The organism is Planktothrix tepida PCC 9214, assembly GCF_900009145.1.
In the GTDB taxonomy this organism is placed as follows: Bacteria; Cyanobacteriota; Cyanobacteriia; order Cyanobacteriales; family Microcoleaceae; genus Planktothrix; species Planktothrix tepida.
Genome location: NZ_LN889815.1, coordinates 208,336 through 227,279, shown reverse-complemented (window position 1 = coordinate 227,279; position 18,944 = coordinate 208,336). Strand labels below are relative to the sequence as shown.

16 protein-coding genes and 1 pseudogene are annotated in these 18,944 nt (G+C 40.5%); 6 read left to right on the top strand and 11 right to left on the bottom strand.

Features of this window, described 5'->3' with window-relative positions; translation table 11 throughout:
- Nucleotides 1-19: 19 nt before the first annotated feature.
- Nucleotides 20-772: a hypothetical protein gene (locus PL9214_RS27715; protein ID WP_072722536.1), complete on the top strand. Its 753-nt coding sequence runs from the start codon at nucleotides 20-22 to the stop codon at nucleotides 770-772.
- 153 nt (nucleotides 773-925) lie between these two features.
- Here PL9214_RS27715 and PL9214_RS27710 read toward each other — a convergent pair whose 3' ends face one another.
- Complete coding sequence (locus tag PL9214_RS27710; RefSeq protein ID WP_072722535.1) at nucleotides 926-1,699, bottom strand: peroxiredoxin-like family protein; 774 nt, start codon at nucleotides 1,697-1,699, stop codon at nucleotides 926-928.
- A gap of 206 nt (nucleotides 1,700-1,905) precedes the next feature.
- Between PL9214_RS27710 and PL9214_RS27705 the strand changes: the two genes are divergently transcribed.
- Entirely contained in the window at nucleotides 1,906-2,262 is a 357-nt protein-coding gene (locus PL9214_RS27705) for a DUF3768 domain-containing protein (protein WP_072722534.1), read from the top strand.
- A gap of 559 nt (nucleotides 2,263-2,821) precedes the next feature.
- Here PL9214_RS27705 and PL9214_RS27695 read toward each other — a convergent pair.
- The 3 genes from PL9214_RS27695 to PL9214_RS27685 are packed head-to-tail and all read right to left on the bottom strand — an operon-like array spanning nucleotide 2,822 to nucleotide 8,812.
- Nucleotides 2,822-3,814: a ParB/RepB/Spo0J family partition protein gene (locus PL9214_RS27695; RefSeq protein ID WP_072722532.1), complete on the bottom strand. Its 993-nt coding sequence runs from the start codon at nucleotides 3,812-3,814 to the stop codon at nucleotides 2,822-2,824.
- A gap of 11 nt (nucleotides 3,815-3,825) precedes the next feature.
- Nucleotides 3,826-4,620, bottom strand: a complete 795-nt coding sequence (locus PL9214_RS27690) for a ParA family protein (protein WP_072722531.1) — start codon at nucleotides 4,618-4,620, stop codon at nucleotides 3,826-3,828.
- A 16-nt stretch (nucleotides 4,621-4,636) separates the two neighbouring features.
- A complete protein-coding gene (locus PL9214_RS27685) occupies nucleotides 4,637-8,812 on the bottom strand; it encodes a hypothetical protein (RefSeq protein WP_072722530.1) in 4,176 nt (1,391 codons plus the stop codon).
- 16 nt (nucleotides 8,813-8,828) lie between these two features.
- Between PL9214_RS27685 and PL9214_RS27680 the strand changes: the two genes are divergently transcribed.
- From PL9214_RS27680 to PL9214_RS27665, 4 genes and pseudogenes are all read left to right on the top strand, one after another.
- Nucleotides 8,829-9,122, top strand: a complete 294-nt coding sequence (locus PL9214_RS27680; RefSeq protein ID WP_072722529.1) for a hypothetical protein — start codon at nucleotides 8,829-8,831, stop codon at nucleotides 9,120-9,122.
- A gap of 368 nt (nucleotides 9,123-9,490) precedes the next feature.
- Nucleotides 9,491-9,808, top strand: a complete 318-nt coding sequence (locus tag PL9214_RS33315; protein WP_072722528.1) for a hypothetical protein — start codon at nucleotides 9,491-9,493, stop codon at nucleotides 9,806-9,808.
- A gap of 26 nt (nucleotides 9,809-9,834) precedes the next feature.
- Nucleotides 9,835-10,422 (top strand): annotated as a pseudogene (locus tag PL9214_RS27670) (RNA-guided endonuclease IscB); the annotation flags it as partial.
- Nucleotides 10,368-10,859: a hypothetical protein gene (locus PL9214_RS27665; protein WP_245824389.1), complete on the top strand. Its 492-nt coding sequence runs from the start codon at nucleotides 10,368-10,370 to the stop codon at nucleotides 10,857-10,859. The pseudogene PL9214_RS27670 and the gene PL9214_RS27665, both read left to right, overlap by 55 nt.
- Before the next feature lie 6 nt (nucleotides 10,860-10,865).
- On the opposite strand, the gene PL9214_RS27660 is transcribed toward PL9214_RS27665, so the two are convergent.
- From PL9214_RS27660 to PL9214_RS27630, 7 genes are read right to left on the bottom strand one after another with little or no spacing between them, the layout of a single operon-like run.
- Nucleotides 10,866-11,555, bottom strand: a complete 690-nt coding sequence (locus tag PL9214_RS27660) for a DUF6753 family protein (protein WP_072722526.1) — start codon at nucleotides 11,553-11,555, stop codon at nucleotides 10,866-10,868.
- Nucleotides 11,546-12,598 carry a P-loop NTPase family protein gene (locus PL9214_RS27655; RefSeq protein ID WP_072722525.1) on the bottom strand — a complete coding sequence of 351 codons (1,053 nt, stop codon included), beginning with the start codon at nucleotides 12,596-12,598 and terminating at the stop codon, nucleotides 11,546-11,548. Before PL9214_RS27655 ends, PL9214_RS27660 begins: the two co-directional genes overlap by 10 nt.
- 46 nt (nucleotides 12,599-12,644) lie before the next feature.
- Entirely contained in the window at nucleotides 12,645-14,591 is a 1,947-nt protein-coding gene (gene topA / locus PL9214_RS27650; protein ID WP_072722524.1) for a type I DNA topoisomerase, read from the bottom strand.
- A 23-nt stretch (nucleotides 14,592-14,614) separates the two neighbouring features.
- Entirely contained in the window at nucleotides 14,615-16,153 is a 1,539-nt protein-coding gene (locus tag PL9214_RS27645) for a hypothetical protein (protein ID WP_072722523.1), read from the bottom strand.
- A 12-nt stretch (nucleotides 16,154-16,165) separates the two neighbouring features.
- Complete coding sequence (locus PL9214_RS27640) at nucleotides 16,166-16,465, bottom strand: hypothetical protein (protein WP_072722522.1); 300 nt, start codon at nucleotides 16,463-16,465, stop codon at nucleotides 16,166-16,168.
- Between the two features lie 9 nt (nucleotides 16,466-16,474).
- Complete coding sequence (locus PL9214_RS27635; RefSeq protein WP_072722521.1) at nucleotides 16,475-18,328, bottom strand: type IV secretion system DNA-binding domain-containing protein; 1,854 nt, start codon at nucleotides 18,326-18,328, stop codon at nucleotides 16,475-16,477.
- Nucleotides 18,329-18,330: 2 nt separating this feature from the next.
- Nucleotides 18,331-18,933 carry a hypothetical protein gene (locus PL9214_RS27630; protein ID WP_072722520.1) on the bottom strand — a complete coding sequence of 201 codons (603 nt, stop codon included), beginning with the start codon at nucleotides 18,931-18,933 and terminating at the stop codon, nucleotides 18,331-18,333.
- Nucleotides 18,934-18,944: the final 11 nt, after the last annotated feature.

The following is an 18,944-nucleotide window of genomic DNA, read 5'->3' as shown; positions in this document are numbered from 1 at the left end:
TTTTTCGGATGGGGGAACAATGTTGCGTTTGCAAAGTTTGTATGTGCGCTCAATTCAGGAGTTGTTACCGTCTCAATTGAGAGGTGCAGTTTCTCCTTCTCTAAAGCCTGACAATTCTAAACCCTTATCTTCAAATTCTCAAGCTGAAAATAGAGTTAGTTCTCCTCAAGCTAATTTTAAATCTCCTGCTAATTTGATCAATTGGTTGAAGCACACGCTGTATCCAGATTCGTCCGATTATACGGTTTATCAATTTTTAGATTCTATTGAAATTCAAGAGATTCTTCCCCAATTAGAACATCTGGATTCGGGTTTAATACCCAATGCTTCTGGAATTTTTATTTTACATGATGCGGATTTGTTGGAGATTTTTGAATTTCATACTCGTGAAACCTTACCGAATATGATTCCGAAAGGAGTTTGTGTTTCTCTATTTCGGTGTGCTGAGAATGAAATTGAGGCGTTTCTTCAACAGTTTGAGCAACAAGTTTGGGGAAAATCGACTGAAAGTTTGCCTTCTGTCAGAGATGGAAAGTTATCCCAAGGGTTGAGTGAGTTGACTCGTAAGGATTGGGCAATTTATAATTATGCGGTGAGGATTTGTTTGAAGAATCAAACTCCTTCCATGGCAGATCGGGATTTTTTATCGGGACGGGTTGCCAGTAATTTGACGGATTTATATGACAGTTGGCAGCGATTGGAAGCCAATGGATTAGGGTTAATTGATGGCAAGAGTTTTATTCCTAATTTACCTTCAAGACCGAGGGATTGAAGAATACAGCTATAGCAATTTGCACTTAGGTTGTAATAATTTTAAACGTCTATGAAACAGCCAAAACTATTGACCCTATTGCAAGAGTGCCTATTACCCATTACCCATTACCCATTGCCCATTGTCTATTGCCTATTGCCCATTCCCTATTGCCTATTCCCTATCTGTGAGAAAAGATAACGGATTACTTGGATTAGCAGCGAAACCTAGGATGCCGGGATCTCGATGTTCATAGAGTAATTCCCCTTGATTATTAAAAAGGAAAGTGGCTCCCCGTTGGGTTAGATAAGCTGAATCGGGAACGTAACTTTTCCAGTTTCTCAACACTTCTGCCATATTTCGCAGTCGCAACGTGGCTAACTCAAAGGGGCGCTGAAAGCCTTGCCCTCCTGCTAAGTTGAAGAATGAACCTTTCAATGGGGGTAAAGGAGGAGCTTGAACAATTTCTTCATCCCCAATTAATTGAGGGGCTTTTTTATCACCCCGATATCCCCGGAACACTTCCGCTAGAGTCCCAGGGCTACCCATTCCAGCACACATGAGCATTAAGTTGAGCCAAGCGTTAATACCGGGTGATAGACCGGGGAATTTGAGGGATAAACCTGGATAAAGATTTAGGGTTCGGTGCAGTTCGGCGGTGGGGTCAACAAATAAAGAATCTGGGGGAAATCCTGTATAGTCACAGAATCGCTGTCCTGAAGTGCGGTTGCCAATTCCTATGGCTCGAATTGCGATTCCTTTTGCTTGCAGTAGTTCTGCTTCTCTTTTTAACCACCAAGCATATTCTAAGCTATCGAAATCTCCCAATTGGGGCCAGATTAGCACGAGTTGTCTGGGTGAGGATTCACAACCGCTTAATAGAGAGGTTACGGCTCCATCACTGACCCGTTGCCGTTGAGTTTGACTTAAGAGGGTATAGATATCCATCTCGCCTACCGATTTAATCACCGAATGAGGAGAACAGAAAACGAATACGGTTCTAAAAAGTTCAAACCCGCCTCGTGAATTCTCCTAACTGTTGAATTTTACCGTAATTTATCGATTTCTCTAATTCTTGGCATTCAGGAATCTGTTACTAGGCTCAAACTAACGCGCTAACGCGCCGATTGAGGGTGAAAAGTCAGGAAAAAACAATGAGTGAAACCTTAACCAAATCTGAACAGATTGCTCGTCTTAATGATCAATTGCGCGCTCAGAATTCACAAGTCGGGGCTATTCATTTCTCTCGTAGTGTTGGGCTTCTACCTCCCCAACAGCAACAACAGCTTCTCCAATTGCTGAAAGAGTTTAACTCGTTTTCACCGGATAATGACCCTTACGGGGAACGAGATTTTGTGACTTTAGAATTAGATGGCGAGCGCTACTTTTTCAAAATTGATTATTTTGAGAAATCTGCTTGGCTTAACGGAGAAGAAATTGGCGCCAACACTCCTGAAGATGTTAATACCACTTGGAGAGTTGGAACTTTAATGGAGAGCAACGAGTATTAATTCCTGGTGCCTAGGCCTTAGTCAAGCTCCCTGCTTGGTTTTATCAATCTTTACCAGATCTGTGACTTGAAGAAGATTCTAGCCAGGTTTAGAAGAAGAAATTGGCCAGGTTAAAAGCCAAAAGACTTATTCCATCGTTAAAGCAGAAACAGAGTGAGCGCTAGTTCGGAAGAAGAAAATGACCATAATCCCAAAAAGGGAACCAGAAAGTGGGGATATAAATAGAGTAAAATTAGAAAGAAAATCAAACTGCAAATCAATGCTTACAGAAGAAGAATTTGAGCAAAAGTTGTTGATGATTCATTTGGGTTGCATCAGGATTTGTTTCACTCACCGGAAAAATGCACTTCTTTCTACAGTTTTGGCTCTTGCTTAGATTTTTTCTATGATCTGTTTCATTACTTAAATATTTCTCCTAGCCAGGTTTTCCTTTAGTTTGCCTTCATATCATTTACTAGATTTTTTGGGAACGTAAAGTTGGTTAGCTAGTTTTGGAACGTAAAGTTGGCCACCCTGGCCAATTTCTTCTTCAAGTCACATGATTCGCTCGATTTTTGGCTTAGGCTTCTGTATCTCCTTGGGTTTCTTCGGGTTGGCTTCCTTCTGAACCGCTCATTGATTCAGATTCAACTAGGGCTTCTAACTTCACCAGTAAAGCTTCTACTTTTTTCCATTTCTTGGGGTCTTTCCAAACTTCCGAACGAGATACCTTCCGAACTACATCTTGTAAACGCCCTTTAGGAGAATTAGCAATGCTAAATTGAGTTGGCTTCGTCAGTTGAGCAATTTTTTCTTTAATTTGGTTTAAACTTAGTTTTTGCTCAATCGCTGATTGGAGTATTTCCCCCCGTAGTTTTTCATCTTTAATCCGAGCAATCGCAGTAGCTTTTGTATAAGCGAGTTCTCCATTTTGTAAAGCCTCAAGAATCTCAGAGGGAAGTTTCAATAAGGGCAAGCGACTACTGACAAAGGACTGCCAACTGATCAAATTCAATTCTTCAAATCCCGTTTGAATCGCGTCACTCAATTCACTAACCAAAACGTTTTGGTTAACTGCCCCTTTAGCTACATTATTCATCTGATACAGCGTAGACTTTACCTCTTCGACTGACACTCCTACTCGAACAGCAAGCCAATCCAAGATGCCCAATGTTTCCTCAAAGGGATTAAGGTCTTCCCGATAAAGATTTTCTTCTAAAGAAACCAACAATGCTTCTTCATCCGTAAGGGTTAAAATTCTGACCGGAACTTCACTCAACTGAATCTGTTGAGCCGCACGATAACGGCGCTCCCCCGCTACTAATTCATAACGAGAAGGATTCGATGGCTGCTGGCGAACTAGCAAAGGTTCCCAAATTCCATGCTGTTGAATCGAAGTAGCCAGTTGTTCCAAAGAAATTGGATCAAAATGACGACGGGGCTGATGATAACTAGGCAAGACAATTTGCTCTAAGGCAAGCGTTTGTGAGTCAGAAGCCGATGGTTCCGACTCCGAGCCAAATAGAGCCTCAACTCCTCGAATTTTATAAGGTTCAGTTGGACGTTTATTCATAATCTCCAAGGTTATTTTTTCCGAGAGCGAGATGGAGTCGAGATTGGTGAGTCTAACAAGGATTCTAAGCCAAAAACAATCTCATCAAATACTTTAAGAGATGGATGTTTGCTGTTCAAGCACGCCAGGGGTAAATGCTGTTGAGAGGCATCGGCAAAAGCAACCGACCTAGGAACCGGAGAATAAATTCTCCCTACAGAAGCCAATGAATCACTAATCGAGTGTAAACTCGAAGCAGCTTGTCCAGTGCGACTATCATAAAGGGTAGGGACAAAACCCGCAATTTTTAAATGGGGGTTAGCTCGTTTGCGAACGCGCCCAATAGTACCGAGAAGTAGTTCAGTCCCTTTGAGAGCTTTATATTCGGTTTGAATCGGAATTAAAACATGAGTGGATGCCACTAAAGCAATGTAACTGAGAATTCCTAAGCTGGGCGGACAATCAATTAAAATAAAATCATAGTCTGCTTGCACAGGCTCAAGGGCTACTTTTAACCGAGTATCTCGCATATCGGCTACCACTAACTCCAGTTCAGCCCCACTTAAATTAATATTAGATGGCAGCAAATCCATACGATGCAAAGCATGGTGTAAGGGAAGAGACTCACCTGCCATAATGGCTTCATAAACCGTTTGATCTAGATCCGCCGGTTCTAATCCCATAAATGCAGTTAAGCTACCTTGAGGATCTAAATCAACCAACAAAACTCGATAATCTTTTTGAGCGAGATGATAGCCTAAGTTCATCGTTAACGTTGTTTTGGCTACACCACCCGATTGATTGAATAAAGAAATAACTACACTCATCTTTTATTTGTGAACCTCATCTTTGAACACCTGACTGTTGCTTAGAATGGTGAACCTCCTGAAGTTGTTGCAATCTAGCTTTCACTAAAGGCTGCACTTGGGTTAGAAAATGTTCAACTTCTTGGGGTTGAAGACCATAATGTTGCAATTTTTCCAGGGTATCAGCAATTGGCAGAGGTGTATAACAACCCCCTTCATATTTAGCCCGCATTTTGGGAACAGAGGAATCAGTTTCTCCTCGACTGTAGAGAAGTAGTTCTGAACGAGCCGTATCCCAAACGGCTGTGTTAGACTTGCCAATGGCGATCGCTCCTGTGGGAGTAGGTTTTCCTTCTAAATATAGAAAATTATGAACAATTTCTGCGATCGCTTCAGTGCGTTGAGCTTGCAGAAATTCAAGTTCAGCCTTGTAGGAAGGCGGTAAAGGAACAACAGAAGTTGTAGGCGGAACTGAGTTATGAACTTCTTTCACCATCGATCCTCCAAGCTTAGATACAACAAATGAAGGTAACTTAGGCAAAGATTCAATTCGTTCAAGGTAAGTGTTGGGTTGTCCAGAAGCTTGAAGCAATTCACCACATCGCTCAAGAAGGGGTTCTAAGACAGAGAGAGGTACTAAATCAGGTTTCATAAATACAACTTCATAACCTCGCTGCCGTTCTAACTCAACCCAATCGGGATCAAACGCTTCTTCCCATTGTACTCCTTGTGCAGAAAGCCATTCTTTCGTTGCAGGGATCAGCCGAGCATCTACAGATAACCCCAAAGCAGGTTGTTCTTCCACTTGCCCATTCGCTGTTGTCCATTCATAGTCTTCCTTGAGAAATAAAAGAGGCGGTAATTGGGTGAGCTTGGTGCGAAATCTTCGAGAATCCTGTAATAAGGGAGAATCACTGTTACATTGATCAGCTTCAGGAGCTAACTTTGTCCAAGATTGAGGATAGACAACCGTATCAGGGTCAACGGTAACAGTTGCTGTAGTAACATGACTATTAACCACAGCATTTGGGAATTGTTGACCCTCAACCAATAACCCAGCTTTTGAGAGAACCTGTTTACTTTCTTTTTGAGTCAATACACCCAGAACTTTCCCTCCCTTCATTAAAACAGGTTCAGGCGATCGCTCTTTAAAACCCACCGTTACAGCAACGAATTGATCATTAAATGAGTGTTCCCAAAAAGATTTAGAAAGCTTATTAATCCGAAAAGAATTACCCAAAGCCGTTGTCGCAATTAAGTAAGAACCATAACCTTTCCCTTGACCCTGAAGACTAACTTCAAGGGTTTTACCGTCTACTAACCGTCCTGCCGCCTCAAGAATATGAATAGAGGCTTGATCCAATTCCCCCAAAATTTGATGACCCAGTTTAATAACCGGAGTGGGTTCCGGTTTAATAAACGAAAGTGTTAATGCCGCCGACTCATCCCTAAAGGTTTGGTTAGCAAAGCTATGCTGTTGAACTTTACCAATTTGAATCGGTTGATTAATTCTCGGATCATTGAGTTGAACAGAAAGAGTATGACTGGGATTAGCTTCAATCGAAGCCAGTGCTTGAGTTCCAATCGGTAAATGAGCACTGCGAGATTCCAGGGGAGCAAATTCTTGACCCTCAACAACAACCAACGGACGATTGTATCGGGGATGATCTGAAGGTAAATCTTGACGGACAAGGATTTCTATCGGCAACTTTTGAGTAGAATCCCATACTCTTCCATAATGTTGATTGGATTCGGCTACATGAATTCCTGTTACTGTCAGATTGGTGAATTGTAACTGTTGAAGCTGTTCAATCACTTGCTCAGGGAAAGCTGCAAACGAGAAGTTAGAAATTTTATACTCAGGGCGATTACCCTTTTCACCACTGTCACCCCCTTGATCTTCCCCTCCCCGATTAGTACCCAAGTGCCAACACGCGGCTGCCATCGCTCGTTTTTGCTCTTGAGGGATAGTTTGGTTAAACTCACCCAGAAAGTCATAAGCTTTGCGAAACATCAACTTGACTTGTCTTTGAGATAAAGGCGATGCCACCTCAACAGAAACATTTTTAGTAATTAAACCTTCACCTGACTTAATTCTGGCTAACGATTCTTCATTCAACAAGGATGTAAGAATTTGGCGAGAATGCTCACTGAGAGTTCCCAAAGGTAAAAATTGTGAACTCTCATCTGAAGCAACCTGACTCGACTCTTGGGCTAAAACTTTCCAACGATGTGTTTTTTGATGCAGTCCTTTTTGATTTTCAATAATCTTAATATTCAACTGAGACAATGACGGATCTAATTTTTTAAGTTCACCATTCGCACCAAATAAAGTAGGATGCTTATATTGGGTTAAGTTGCTAACCTCAATTTCTGTTCCTTTCTGAGTTTGGATTCGGAGAATTGGGCCTTTCTCCGTTTTGAACTGAATAATAAAATCTCGATACTGCTCCTTAATGGGGACAGGAGACTCGTGATGATTTTCTTGAGCTATTAGCTGAAGGTAATGCTGACCTACTGTTTGTACATAATTTTGCTTCTGAGACCCTGTACCATACTCTCGAAATAAATCAATTTCAGATTCTAATGCTTCAAGAGCAGTGGCATGATTATTAATCACACCTACAGAAATCCCATCAGCCATAAAAATCGCAATTTCTTCAAAGGACTTATCCGCAGGAAAAGAGGCTTTGGCTTCTTTTTTAATCGGATCATAAGCATTCTCAGGAAGATTACGTCGCCCTACTTCTTCGGTAAAATGGGGATAACGTTTAGCGGTTTCTGTACCAATCGTATCCCCATCAAAGTCTCGTCCTTGTCGTTCGGATTCGGTTTCAGTAGGTACAACTTCATCCGTTGTAATTCCCGCATTTCGTAAAGCTTCAATCCGTTGAGCAATGCGTTCTCTGGTTTCATCATTGACAACCACAACCCCAATAAAAGGTTTACCCTCCGGGTCAAAGGCATCAGCAACATATTTATTTTGGGAAATACACATCCCATTAGAGTTTAAATAAGGCGAACGAAAATTTAACAGTTCCTCTCCTTCAGGGAACCGCAAATCACAAATTTCACCATTGATTAAATCTTTGCTTGGAATAATCATGGCTCGATTAAATTTTAAACTTTTCCCCACAGCCAAATCTCGCCATTGATTTTGCATAAATCGTTCTAACTCATCAACAACTTTTTGAGAAGAAAGCAGTTGACAGTGACCTTCCAAGTCAGCTTTAATCAATCGATACATCAGTGGATCTTGAGATTCTTCAAATTCCAACTCAGAACCCTCTGATTCTTCAGTAATATCATCAAGGCTTTGCTGGCGATTTTTTTGAAATTGCTCATAAGCATTACAGTAGTGCAGCGCAACTTGCCGAGGATCTTTTTGAATCTCCGCTAATTCGAGTGCCTCCTGTTCAATTTGACGTAAAAAATCTTTAATGCCAAAAGGCGCACAATCAAGCGTTTGAGAAATTGCAACAGTTCCCTGTTGGGAACGGTCTTTTTCACCAAGCCAAACCCTCTGATTCGTGTATAGTCCTGGTTGAATCGGGTTATTTTTTTTGTCGCCCCCTTTAAAGGATGAGGTGGGTAAAACTAGATCAATACAAGTCTTGTCCTGGCTAGAACGTGGCAAATTATCAAGATGTTTAGGCGCGAGCGTCCCTTTGCCAAAGCGACCATCAAGTTCTCCCCCTAAACATCCCAGCCGATGCTGAAGAACGTGGGACACAGACCCACTCAGTTCTCTTGCTAATTGGGGAGAAATCTTGCCATGACAGTCTCCAACTAAACGCCATGCCACATCATTAGGAAGAATATTGCCGTTTTCGCCGGTTTCATCATTTATAATTAGAATGTTGAGTGGGCGCAGAATAGCATTTTGGCAAGCACCAATAAAAATACTTCCATAGGCTCCTCGGTCTTTGTGATCGGGACATAAAGCTTCAATTTGGCTTAAATATTCTTGAGGCCCATAAACTAACCGACCTCCACTTGACAATAATAAAATATCACCTTCAGGATGATTATATAAATCCTGAGCCGCACTATTTTCATCAAGATGACCGAAGGAAAAATCATTTTCTGCATTAGGAAAAAAGGCTTCAAGTAAAGTATTATCCAGTTCTTCGGTTAAAATCCCACTTGGGTCAGATGGATTTTTAATCCATTCGTTTAATCTAGTATCAAAGTGTCGAAATTTTAGTGTCATTGTAGGAACCTAACTTATGAGATCTGATTTTTCAAAACCTTTTGAAAGAGAGTTAGCATTAGATCAAAAACTTTCTGAAGATTACATAGAGAGTTTAGTGATGCAAGGCTATTCCTCTAATCAAATTGTTAGACAAGCAGAAGCTTTACGAAATGGAACCCCTTTAGATGAACTTCCTTTAGATCTTGATCCAGATGACTATTATGACTACCTCAGTGGGGGATGGAATGCACAAGAAGAAGAGTGTGAAACTGAACCAGACTGGTTAGAGTATGCGGGTTTTGATCCCAATGCTCCCGATGATTTCTAAGCGTGGTGGCGACCTGCAAAGGTCGCTTAATTTTTGGTAGGAATAGTTGAATAATGGCTTAGTCATCCCCTTGGCAGAATCGACATATCAAAGATACTCTTATGCTCATGTTGAAGCTGAATAGAAGTTGCTGATCCATGACTGGTAAATTAATAAAATATTCTTCCCTTTAAACTGTCATTAAATCTTTCAGTTATCATCTTCCAGCAGTAACATAGCTTTTATTACTTTCTATATAAATTGGGTGTTATTTATCAATTTTATATAGAAAGATAGATGCAAAAAGAAGTGCGGAGTTCAGAGTGCGATGTGCGGGGTGCGGAGTGGAGATATAATACACTTGTTGGCACATATAGCTTTTAACTCTCATGACTCAGTTAGTCATTAAACGTCAAGTTCGGCGGGGTCGGATTTTTGATACCACACCTTTAACCCCAGAAGAGATTAACAACTGGAGACAAGAAGGTGAAGAACTTCACCAATCCTGTTATCCCGTTTTTGAAAAACTCCGTTCTCGATTGATTTCGACTCACTATAACTGGTTCATCGCGATCGCATCTGAGGGAGGATACTATCTGCTCGACCCCAATTTTAAAAATCTTATGCACCGTGTTAAAATTTACTGTCCCAAAGAGAAATTGATGACTTTTAGGATTAATGAAACAGGAATCTGTGGGCAGATATGATTCAGGGAAAATTTGGGGAAGATGGTAATCAAAAGAAAGGGAATCAAGATATTCAAGATTTCTTATCGGGTAAGCCTGACTTACTGCATCGGATTTTTAGACAAGCTAAACAACCGTTAAAAGATGCTACAGCAGTTAATTCAACTCGGTGGTCATTGTTTAATCGGTTGAAAAAAATAGGTTTACCTGTCACAACCGGAAGTGGAGGGTTAACCAAATTCAATCGAACTCGATTAAATCTACCTAAAACCCATTGGTTAGATGCAGCTTGTGTTGGGAAAGTTGAGACTTTAAAGGTTTTAACAAATAAACCTTTATTAATCCAGGCAACAGGGCGTGGCACTCGTCAAATGTGTGGTACTGATAAATACGGATTTCCAACACGACATCGCTCACGGATACAGATTCATAAAGGTTTTCAGACGGGCGATATTGTTAAAGCTATTGTTACTAAAGGCAAGAAAATAGGTTGTTATTTAGGTCGAGTTCTTTGTCGTGCATCTGGCAGTTTTGATATTGCTACACAAAACGGTAGGGTGGCAGGAATAAGTCATAAATATTGTCAATCAATTCACAGAAAAGATGGTTATTCTTATGGATTCCAAAAGAATTAGGGCGGTTAAAACCGCGCTTAGTCGGTTTTCCTCGTCGCTCTAAAGAGACCAGGCTTCCTACCTTTCCATGTTTTTCTAGTGAATTAATCTTTGAAGTTGAATTAATTACAAGTCAGGGCGAAATGATTCCTGTAGAAGTGTTATTAGACACAGGATTTACAACGGGCTATTTAGCAGTTCACCTTCAAGATATTGAAGCTTTAGGGTGGTTCAAAATCTGTTCTAAAGTAGAAATGAGAACGGCTCAAGGAATAGGATACTTTGATATTTATCAAGGTTCGATTATAGTAGATGGACAGGAATTTATGGTTCCGGTTCATGTTGGAGAGGCGCTACCTGATTTGTTAATCGGTGCTCAATGGCTGGATTGGATACGACTGGAAATTAACAAAGCAGAAGGCATTTTAACCTTAGAAGTTAAAACAATTCCTAATTAATTTTGGCTAATCAAGGAATTTTCTTTTTTCCGGTGGAGTCACCCAAAGAAAACAGTAACCACTTACAGCAGTGCGCGACCCCCACTTCAAATGAGCATTTAACTCTTGAGCATCTCGTTCACAAGCTTTTTGTCTAAGGTAATCTCGATTCCACTCCATTAAATTACGAGCAAATTTACCTTCAGAAGACTGGGCCCAACGTAAAACTTCAGCCTCTTGCTGCGTTAACGTTTTGCTGGTGTAGCCACCTTGTAAAAAAGCAGGAACAGTTAACCCCAGAAAAACACCAATGCCAATAGCACCGAGTAATACGCCAGCAGCCGGAACCAAACACGCAAACAAACGCCTGGGAGGGGTTGATTCTGTAGAACGAACTAATTCCTTAGCAGCATCGGCAATTGCTGATTTCTGGCGTTCCACGACTAGCTTCTCCGCTAAATGCAAAGCTCGTTGAATCTCTGCGGCCCACTGTTGAAATAGATGGTCAAAGGAAGCTGGAGCATCCTCCAATAGAAAAGCTAAGTTCCCCGTTAAAATCGCCATAATAATGGCAGGATCATCAGGGCTTAACTCCGTGAGTTGAACATAATCCAATACTTTGCGTTTAAATGCTTCGTCCTTATCTGCTAGCAACCGATCCAAAAGAGTTTGTTGTAGCTCCGAAGCTGCTGTTGTTTGAGATTGATTTATACCCATAATTGTGTACTATCCAATGCAACTGATGCTTTTTTGAGAAAATCGACAATACGTTGCCGTGACCAAATTGGCCAAGCTTTATAACCTTCTGGCGTTAAACCATTTGAAGACGGCTTCACAAGAGTCTGAGCAAACGTTAACTCCTCCCGGTTCAAGCGATTTCGCTCTTGAGTAGACAAAGAAGGTAAGTCAATTTGTAGAACTTTTTTAATGGGTAAACCATGTCTATCTTTGATTTGAACATCATCACAATTAGAGGAGGATGATTCTTGCGGCTGAGTTGTATTTGAATAGCTAAATCTTTTTAAATCCTCACAATCTTCCAGCAACTTCCAATTACTGCTTAATCCATAGTTTCGGACTAAAATATGTTGTACACATCCTCCGAAATAGTTTAAACTTTCTAGGAAAAGATTTAAACTCGGCTGTTCTCCATTGCATAAATACCAGTTATAAATTTGGACATTGACTTCAGGACGAGCATCACCCCTTAAGGAAGCATTTTCTACAATAATAGGTACAAGTGTTCGGTCTATCCATGCTGTCACGAGTTCATGCACCGAACCTGGTAAATTAATCAGGACAGGTAAATTTCTTTCCATAGCCCATTCTAAAATAGCATCAGGTTCATTTTCGGTTTCTCGATTTTCTGAAAAAAATACTCGTTCGGCTTGTTTATAAACATTAGAGACATCAGGATTTGTCCGATCACAATCAACTAAAATAATCGGTTTTCCTTGACTTTCGCAGTAATGAGCTACCGTTTTCACAAAGAAACTTTTCCCATCCTTACTGCGATGACTACTGACAAAATGTAGATTGATTGAAGGAATATCAGACTCTATTTCTGTCAAAGAAGGGTTAGAAATCATCTCTGTATTCTCCAATTTTAAACTATCTGTGTTAACTGAATTAGACAAAGCAGAATTCGATTCAGTGAAACTGTTATCATCTGGTGTACTATCATTGTCCTCGTTTAAAAGAAAGTGATCTTCTTGTTCACTGCTAATATTTTTGTTGTAACTACTTCTTTTTCTAGTCATAGAACACCTCTTAAGTTTCAAGATTTGTCTAAGATTAAGATGCAGACTAACGTTGGGAATAGGGTAACTGATAGGAACCCGTTTTTTCATTTTTAAACATCACAACACCACAGCCATTTTGATGAGAATCACAACTCAAAAAATGCCCAGCTTTTACTTTTGGCGATTTCGAGGGAACTTTTACCATGAACTTGTCACACTGAGGACACTTAATCTCAGTAACTTCGTGAGTTTTGAGTTTAGGAATAGAACGAACAGGTGAACTAGATTGAAATTGGGAAAGTTTAGCGATCGCTTGTTTTAAAGCAGGAGCAAAATACTCCCGATTCCAATCGATTAAATAACGCTCCCAATTCAGTTTTCCAGTGGCTATTGCATCTAAATCCTGCTCCATCTTTGCCGTAAATTCAGCAGTAATTAAATCCGGTAAAACTTTCTCTAAAAAAGCATCCAATTCTAAACCTAATGGAGTGGGTTGTAATTTACTTTTGAAGAGTTGCACATATTCACGTTCCTTCAACGTTTTAATGGTAGGAGAATAGGTACTGGGTCGGCCAATCCCCTTTTTCTCCATCCATTGCACCAGCTTAGGTTCGCTATAACGAGGTGGGGGTTGAGTTTGTTTTTGCTCTGCACCTACTTCTTGTAAAATCAAATTCTGCCCTGATTTAATCGCAGGTAGTTGATGATCCGAACTGATATTATTCCAGTAAACGGTATAACCTGGGAAAACTAAGACTTGACCCCGAGCTTCCCAAAATGCAGAACCCGATTGAGTAACGATGCGAGTTTTAGCCAGTTGAGCCGGACGACATTGAGACGCGACTGCTCGATTCCAAATTAATTCATACAACCGCACCTCATCAGCGCTGAGTTGGTTTGAGAGAGATTCAGCTAATTGCTGAACCTGGGTAGGACGAATTGCTTCATGAGCTTCTTGGGAGTTCTTCTGAGAACGATGCCGAGCTACTTGATCAGGTACATTATCAGGATCGTGCTGCTCTAAATATTGCCGCACGGTTCCACAAAATAGTTCTGATAAGGCTACCGAATCAGTCCGCATATAGGTGATGTAACCCTTTTCATACAAGGATTGAGCCACTTTCATCGTCAATTCTGGAGAAAATCGCAACTTGACTCCGGCAGATTGCTGAAGGCTGGAGGTTGTGAAAGCAGGGGGTGGAGATTGATGAATTGTTTTTTGCTCAACTTGAACGCTTTTGTGGGGATAGGTTTTAGCGATCGCCACTAATCGCTCTTGCTCCTGGGCAGAAGTTACTCGCTCTGATTCTACATAAGGTTCCGGTTCGGTTTTGGCATCATCTGGTGTATCTGCCTTTTCTGCCGTTGTGGGGTTCAAACTACTACGATAAAAAGCTTTAAATCCTTCTGAATAAACAACCCAAATTGACCAATAATCTTGAGGTACAAAATCCCGAATTTCTTGCTCTCGCTGACACAGCAAATGCAGGGTTGAGCTTTGCACTCGCCCCATTGATTTAGCACCATTATTTAGAGCCCAAACCAGATGTTTGCTGCCTTTATAACCCACTAACTTATCCAGACAATCTCTAGCACGACCTGCGGCAATTAAGTTGAGGTCTAGAGTTTTAGGACAGGCGATCGCTGCCCTAACCGCATCCGGCGTAATCTCTGTATAAGTCACTCGGTAAGGCTGTTTTAAGCGCAATTCCTGTTGCAAATGCCAGCCAATGGTTTCCCCTTCTCGATCCGGATCAGTGGCGATATACACCTCTGTGGCTTGTTTAACAGCTTGCCGAAGTTCCTTAAGAATGGCTTGAGTGCGGGAACTTCTCAATTGATAGCGACAATAAATACACTCGCCATCAAGCTCAAACCCTAGAGCATCTTCTCCATCATTAGCTAACTCCCGAATATGCCCCAAACTCGCTTTAACAATCCAACCTGAGCCTAAAATTTGACTTAGTTTTTTGAGTTTTCCTGGAGATTCTATCAGTAAAAGTTTAACCATTTTTCCTCTTTGTATTCAAAAAATTACAACTCTAAATGATTCTGATTTTTGGAGTGCTGAGATTTTGTGGCTAATGATGCAGGATGAGAACGTAACTGTTCTAAAGCCTTCTCAAAGTAATTAAAATCTTTTTCACTCATTTTGCAAAAGATTTGATGTCCTGATTGAGATAAAATTAAATCTCGACCATCTTTAGCCCGAATTTGTACCTCACCATTCAATTGAGCCACCCATTGATAGGAAAATTGGCCATCTAGGGTGACATCTTGACCTTGAGAATGGGCATACTTCAGCAGTTGAAAGGCAATTTTTTTAGCTCGAATATAAGATTCAATTTCTGCTACTGCCTCTTGAGTTCCTAAGCGAGAAAAAGCACCAGTCGGTTCTTCTCCTCGGCGTTGCTGTTGAGCGAACTGTTTCAAATCTTTAGCAGTTTGGGAGTTAATGTTAACCGTGCTAGATTGAATTGAAATCCCTAAAGAATTCATCTGGAATTGCATGATGGCTTGACCTGAAGAGTTACTTAAAGTAAAGTATTTTCCTTCTTTTTGAAGGCGATACTGGTTAAATTGAATTTCTTGATATTCCTTAACCGGAGATTGAGTATAAAACCGATAAAGACTAACGGCAGCTTGATGCTGTTGTCGCCAATGCTTCCATTGTTTCCAAGTTGAGTTAAACGCCAGTTTAGCTTGTTGCCACCTGGAGGGACGGTGAGATTTTGCCAAACGCTGCTGTTGAATTTCGTGGCTGAGGGAACGTAAAGAATGTTGTAAATCGTGAATTTGGTTTTGTTGAGACTCAGCTAATTTTAACAACGTTTGCAGATCTTGTGTGTAAGTAGAAATTAAGCGTTTTGTGGGACTATCAGGGAATTCTTCTAAACTGCGTTGAACACGCTCAAATCCTCGTTCTATTGACGGACTCGACTCTGGTTTTTGAGAAGAAAAATTAGAAGATTTTTCAGCTTTAGATTGTTCATCTGCTTTAGTCAATGAAATTGGAGAAGCTGACCCATTTCTACCTTCAGCCAATTCTTGAGTTAATCTTGACATTTGCTCAGGAGTTCTCGACTTGAAGTTGAGAGGAGGTGTTGAGAGGGGTGGGTCAGTCAAGCCTGCAAATCCTTTCGCTAACTCTTCTACTTGGTCTTTCATGGGATTAGGGCTATTTTTAGATGAGATTGCAGAAGATCCATAAAGCTCATTAATCATCACTTTTCCATCAGCATCCGATTGTAAAATTACACGCCCTTCCAATTCAACTCGTAGGGAAGAAGCACCCTCCACTATACCTCCAGAAGGAGTATTTTTAAGTTGCTCTAGCTGTTGTAGCAAATTCGGATGAAGTAACTGCCCTTCTAACCCAGTTATTTCATTCTTGAACTGGTGGTCTTGATTTCCATAAATTAGTTTTTCTTGCTTAAAAATTGAAAGACCTACAGCACGTTTTTCTTTAAGTTGATTTTCAGTTGTTTCAATCAATTGTTCTAACAAACGTAGAAAAGAACTCTGCAACGCTGTAGCTTCCCCTGGGGAAATTGTACCAATAATTCCTGTCATTTTTAAGCCTCCTTATCTTGCTTTTATAAAGATTTGAGGATTGAGTGCCATTTGAAACAGTCGATCTACCAAAATTTGGTCTTTAGTGTAAAATAAAGCTAATTCTCCATCTAAGTACCAAGCGATAAATTCACTTTCCAGATTTCGAGGACGTTCTTCTTCATAAGGCACACCAAATGCTACTCCAAACAAAACACCAAATTGATCGATCACTTCAATAACATTAGGTAGATAATCCTGTTTGAAAGCAGGTAACTGACTGGCTTTTTCAAGTTCTGTAAACCAAAGAGAATGTTGGGCTAAAAAACTCATGCGAATCTCCTAAAATATCTCGGCTAAATTAACGGTAGAACTGGAGGATGAATTCTCTTGAGGTAATGGAAAAAGTTGTTCAGCTAAAGCTCTTCTTTCCTCAAATTGCCTTCGGCGTTCATCCTCTGCCATTGATGATTTATGGGCAATTAACCGAGAACGAATTAAATCCCATTTCGACTCAGACCATTTCATTTCTTCCTGATCAGATGCCGGAATTTTAATATTTTGATAGAGGGGAATATAAGCCTCCTGACCCCGTTGATAGGCAGGGTTAATAATCACAGCCCGTCCTGTAGACATCTTGGCAAACTGTGCAGGTTCAAGAAGATAGCGTTTTTGATGATGGTCATTGAAACTACGAGAACTGCCTGTCTTCCCCGTACTGCGACTTTTAGAGGTAAATTTAATCTCGGTTTCTCCGAGGAAATCAGCGAATAACTTGGCAGATTCAGGATCTTGAGGATTAAGAATAAACTTAGTTGCTGTTCCTCCTAAGATAGCACGGGATAATTCTTTCCCGTAAGCTTTCTCTAATTGAGCAATATTTTGATATCCTAAAATCCCTACAAATCCATCTTCACGATTTTCATTCAACCAATTGACTAAAGCAGGTAAATAGAGTGTGGGTAATTCATCAAGAGCTACAACTAAGGGATCTGTTCTAGGAGTTGTTCGTGAAACATTACGAGTGATAACCATGTGTAAAATAGCAGCCAATAAAGGGCTAACAATGTCTCGGTTATTGCGGTCAAGTCCAAAAATAATTAGTTGTTTACCCTCCAAATCTAACGGTAGAGTGGTACGACCACAAAACGCTCCTACAAAATCTCTTTTCAGAAAACGTTGAAACATTCGTTGAGCCGTTCCCACAATTCCGGCAACCGTTTTTTCAGAATCTTTAACACTCATCAGTTGAGATAAAGGTCGAGTTGTCCAAACTTTTAATTGACTTTGAGAAGCTATTTGTAATCGGGTAGGAAGGTCAGACAAACTTAAAATAGCCTGAGCCATCATTAAATCACAATATTGATCAGTTTCGGTTAATGACTCAATCGCTTTTGTCACTAATAAAATTCCTTCAACCAAACTATCCCCAGCTTCTTCAAAGAACTTATCACTGCTACCTGTACCGCCACTTCTATCAAAGTTTTTACTAATCACTTGTGCCAATTGACCTGCTGAAATTGCATCTTCTTCATCTCGAATTAAATCTAATGGATTGCACACTTCAGACTCAGGAAAACCAGGCGCAAAAACCCGTACTGTATAGCCCCGTTTGATTGCATAAGCAACGGATCTTTTAGTTTGAGCAGGATACTTGAAATCGTATAAGCATAAGGGAAAACCTTGGTCGAGTGCCGAGCGAATCAAAGGGTCAATAACAGAAAATGTTTTACCGCTTCCGGCTGCACCAATCGCGGCAATGCCCCGTTGCACATCGGGTATCCATAACGTCGGTGAAGGCTTGAGTAAACCTGAACACTTCTGTAAAAAAGATTCTGTTTCCACAGGCATTCCTGCTTTCTGCCATTCTTGTTTTAATTGTTGGTATTGAGAACGAGGAGTCCCAATATAAAGAGCAACACTGTTTCGAGTGGGTTTGAGAATTTGTTTTTTCGCTTGACGGGTAGCGATCGCTTTTTCTTTACCACCGCCCCAATAAGATGTTGCTAGTTTTCCTTTTTTTGAAGCATGACTTGAAATTTGCAACACCGCCACACCCACTAAACAGGCTAAAAGCGTTAAGCCGGATTGCGTTTTGAAATAAGATAATAGTTGTGTTCCCGTATTTTGAATCGTAGGAACTTGAACAGTGATGGGTTGGGAGACTGTTGAGTTATTTTGAAATAAATTAGACATTTTTAACTCCTATGTTCAGTAATCCAGTGATTAAAAAGAGTAAATTCTTCCCTAGAATAGCAATACAGATTTTGCGAGATTAAGGATTGAGAATTACCTCCTTTATTCAAAATAGAAGAGAAAAGTTGATTACTTTGATTTTGAGAAATAGGTTGGGAGATAACCAAACAAGGGTAGCCGGACAACGTTTGAGAAGAAACGCTAAATAAGGGGACGTTTAAAGAAGATAAGGGGGACAACAGTAACCGAAGAACCGATTTTCCAGTGGCAGTATATACAGCAAATAAGCAACCTCCTCTTCCACATAAATCAGGACTGCGAAAATCAAAAACATAAAGTGGTTTTGACTGAGTGGAAATGGGAAGAACTTGGATTTGCTTCAAAGTGGTTGCATTCTCAGCAACAGGATAATTCTGTCTAACGACAAGGCGAAGTAATTCCTGCGGTGCAGCAACAGTTGCTGATTGCCATGTAGCTAAATTAGGCTTTTGAGCATTCATTAATCCCACCAATCCAACACTCAAGCAGATCAAGCCTAAACTCACGCCGATAAGAAGTCGGGTTTTGTTTCGATTCCATCTAAAAATTAATGAGGGTAAAACCATTCTTTGTTCCT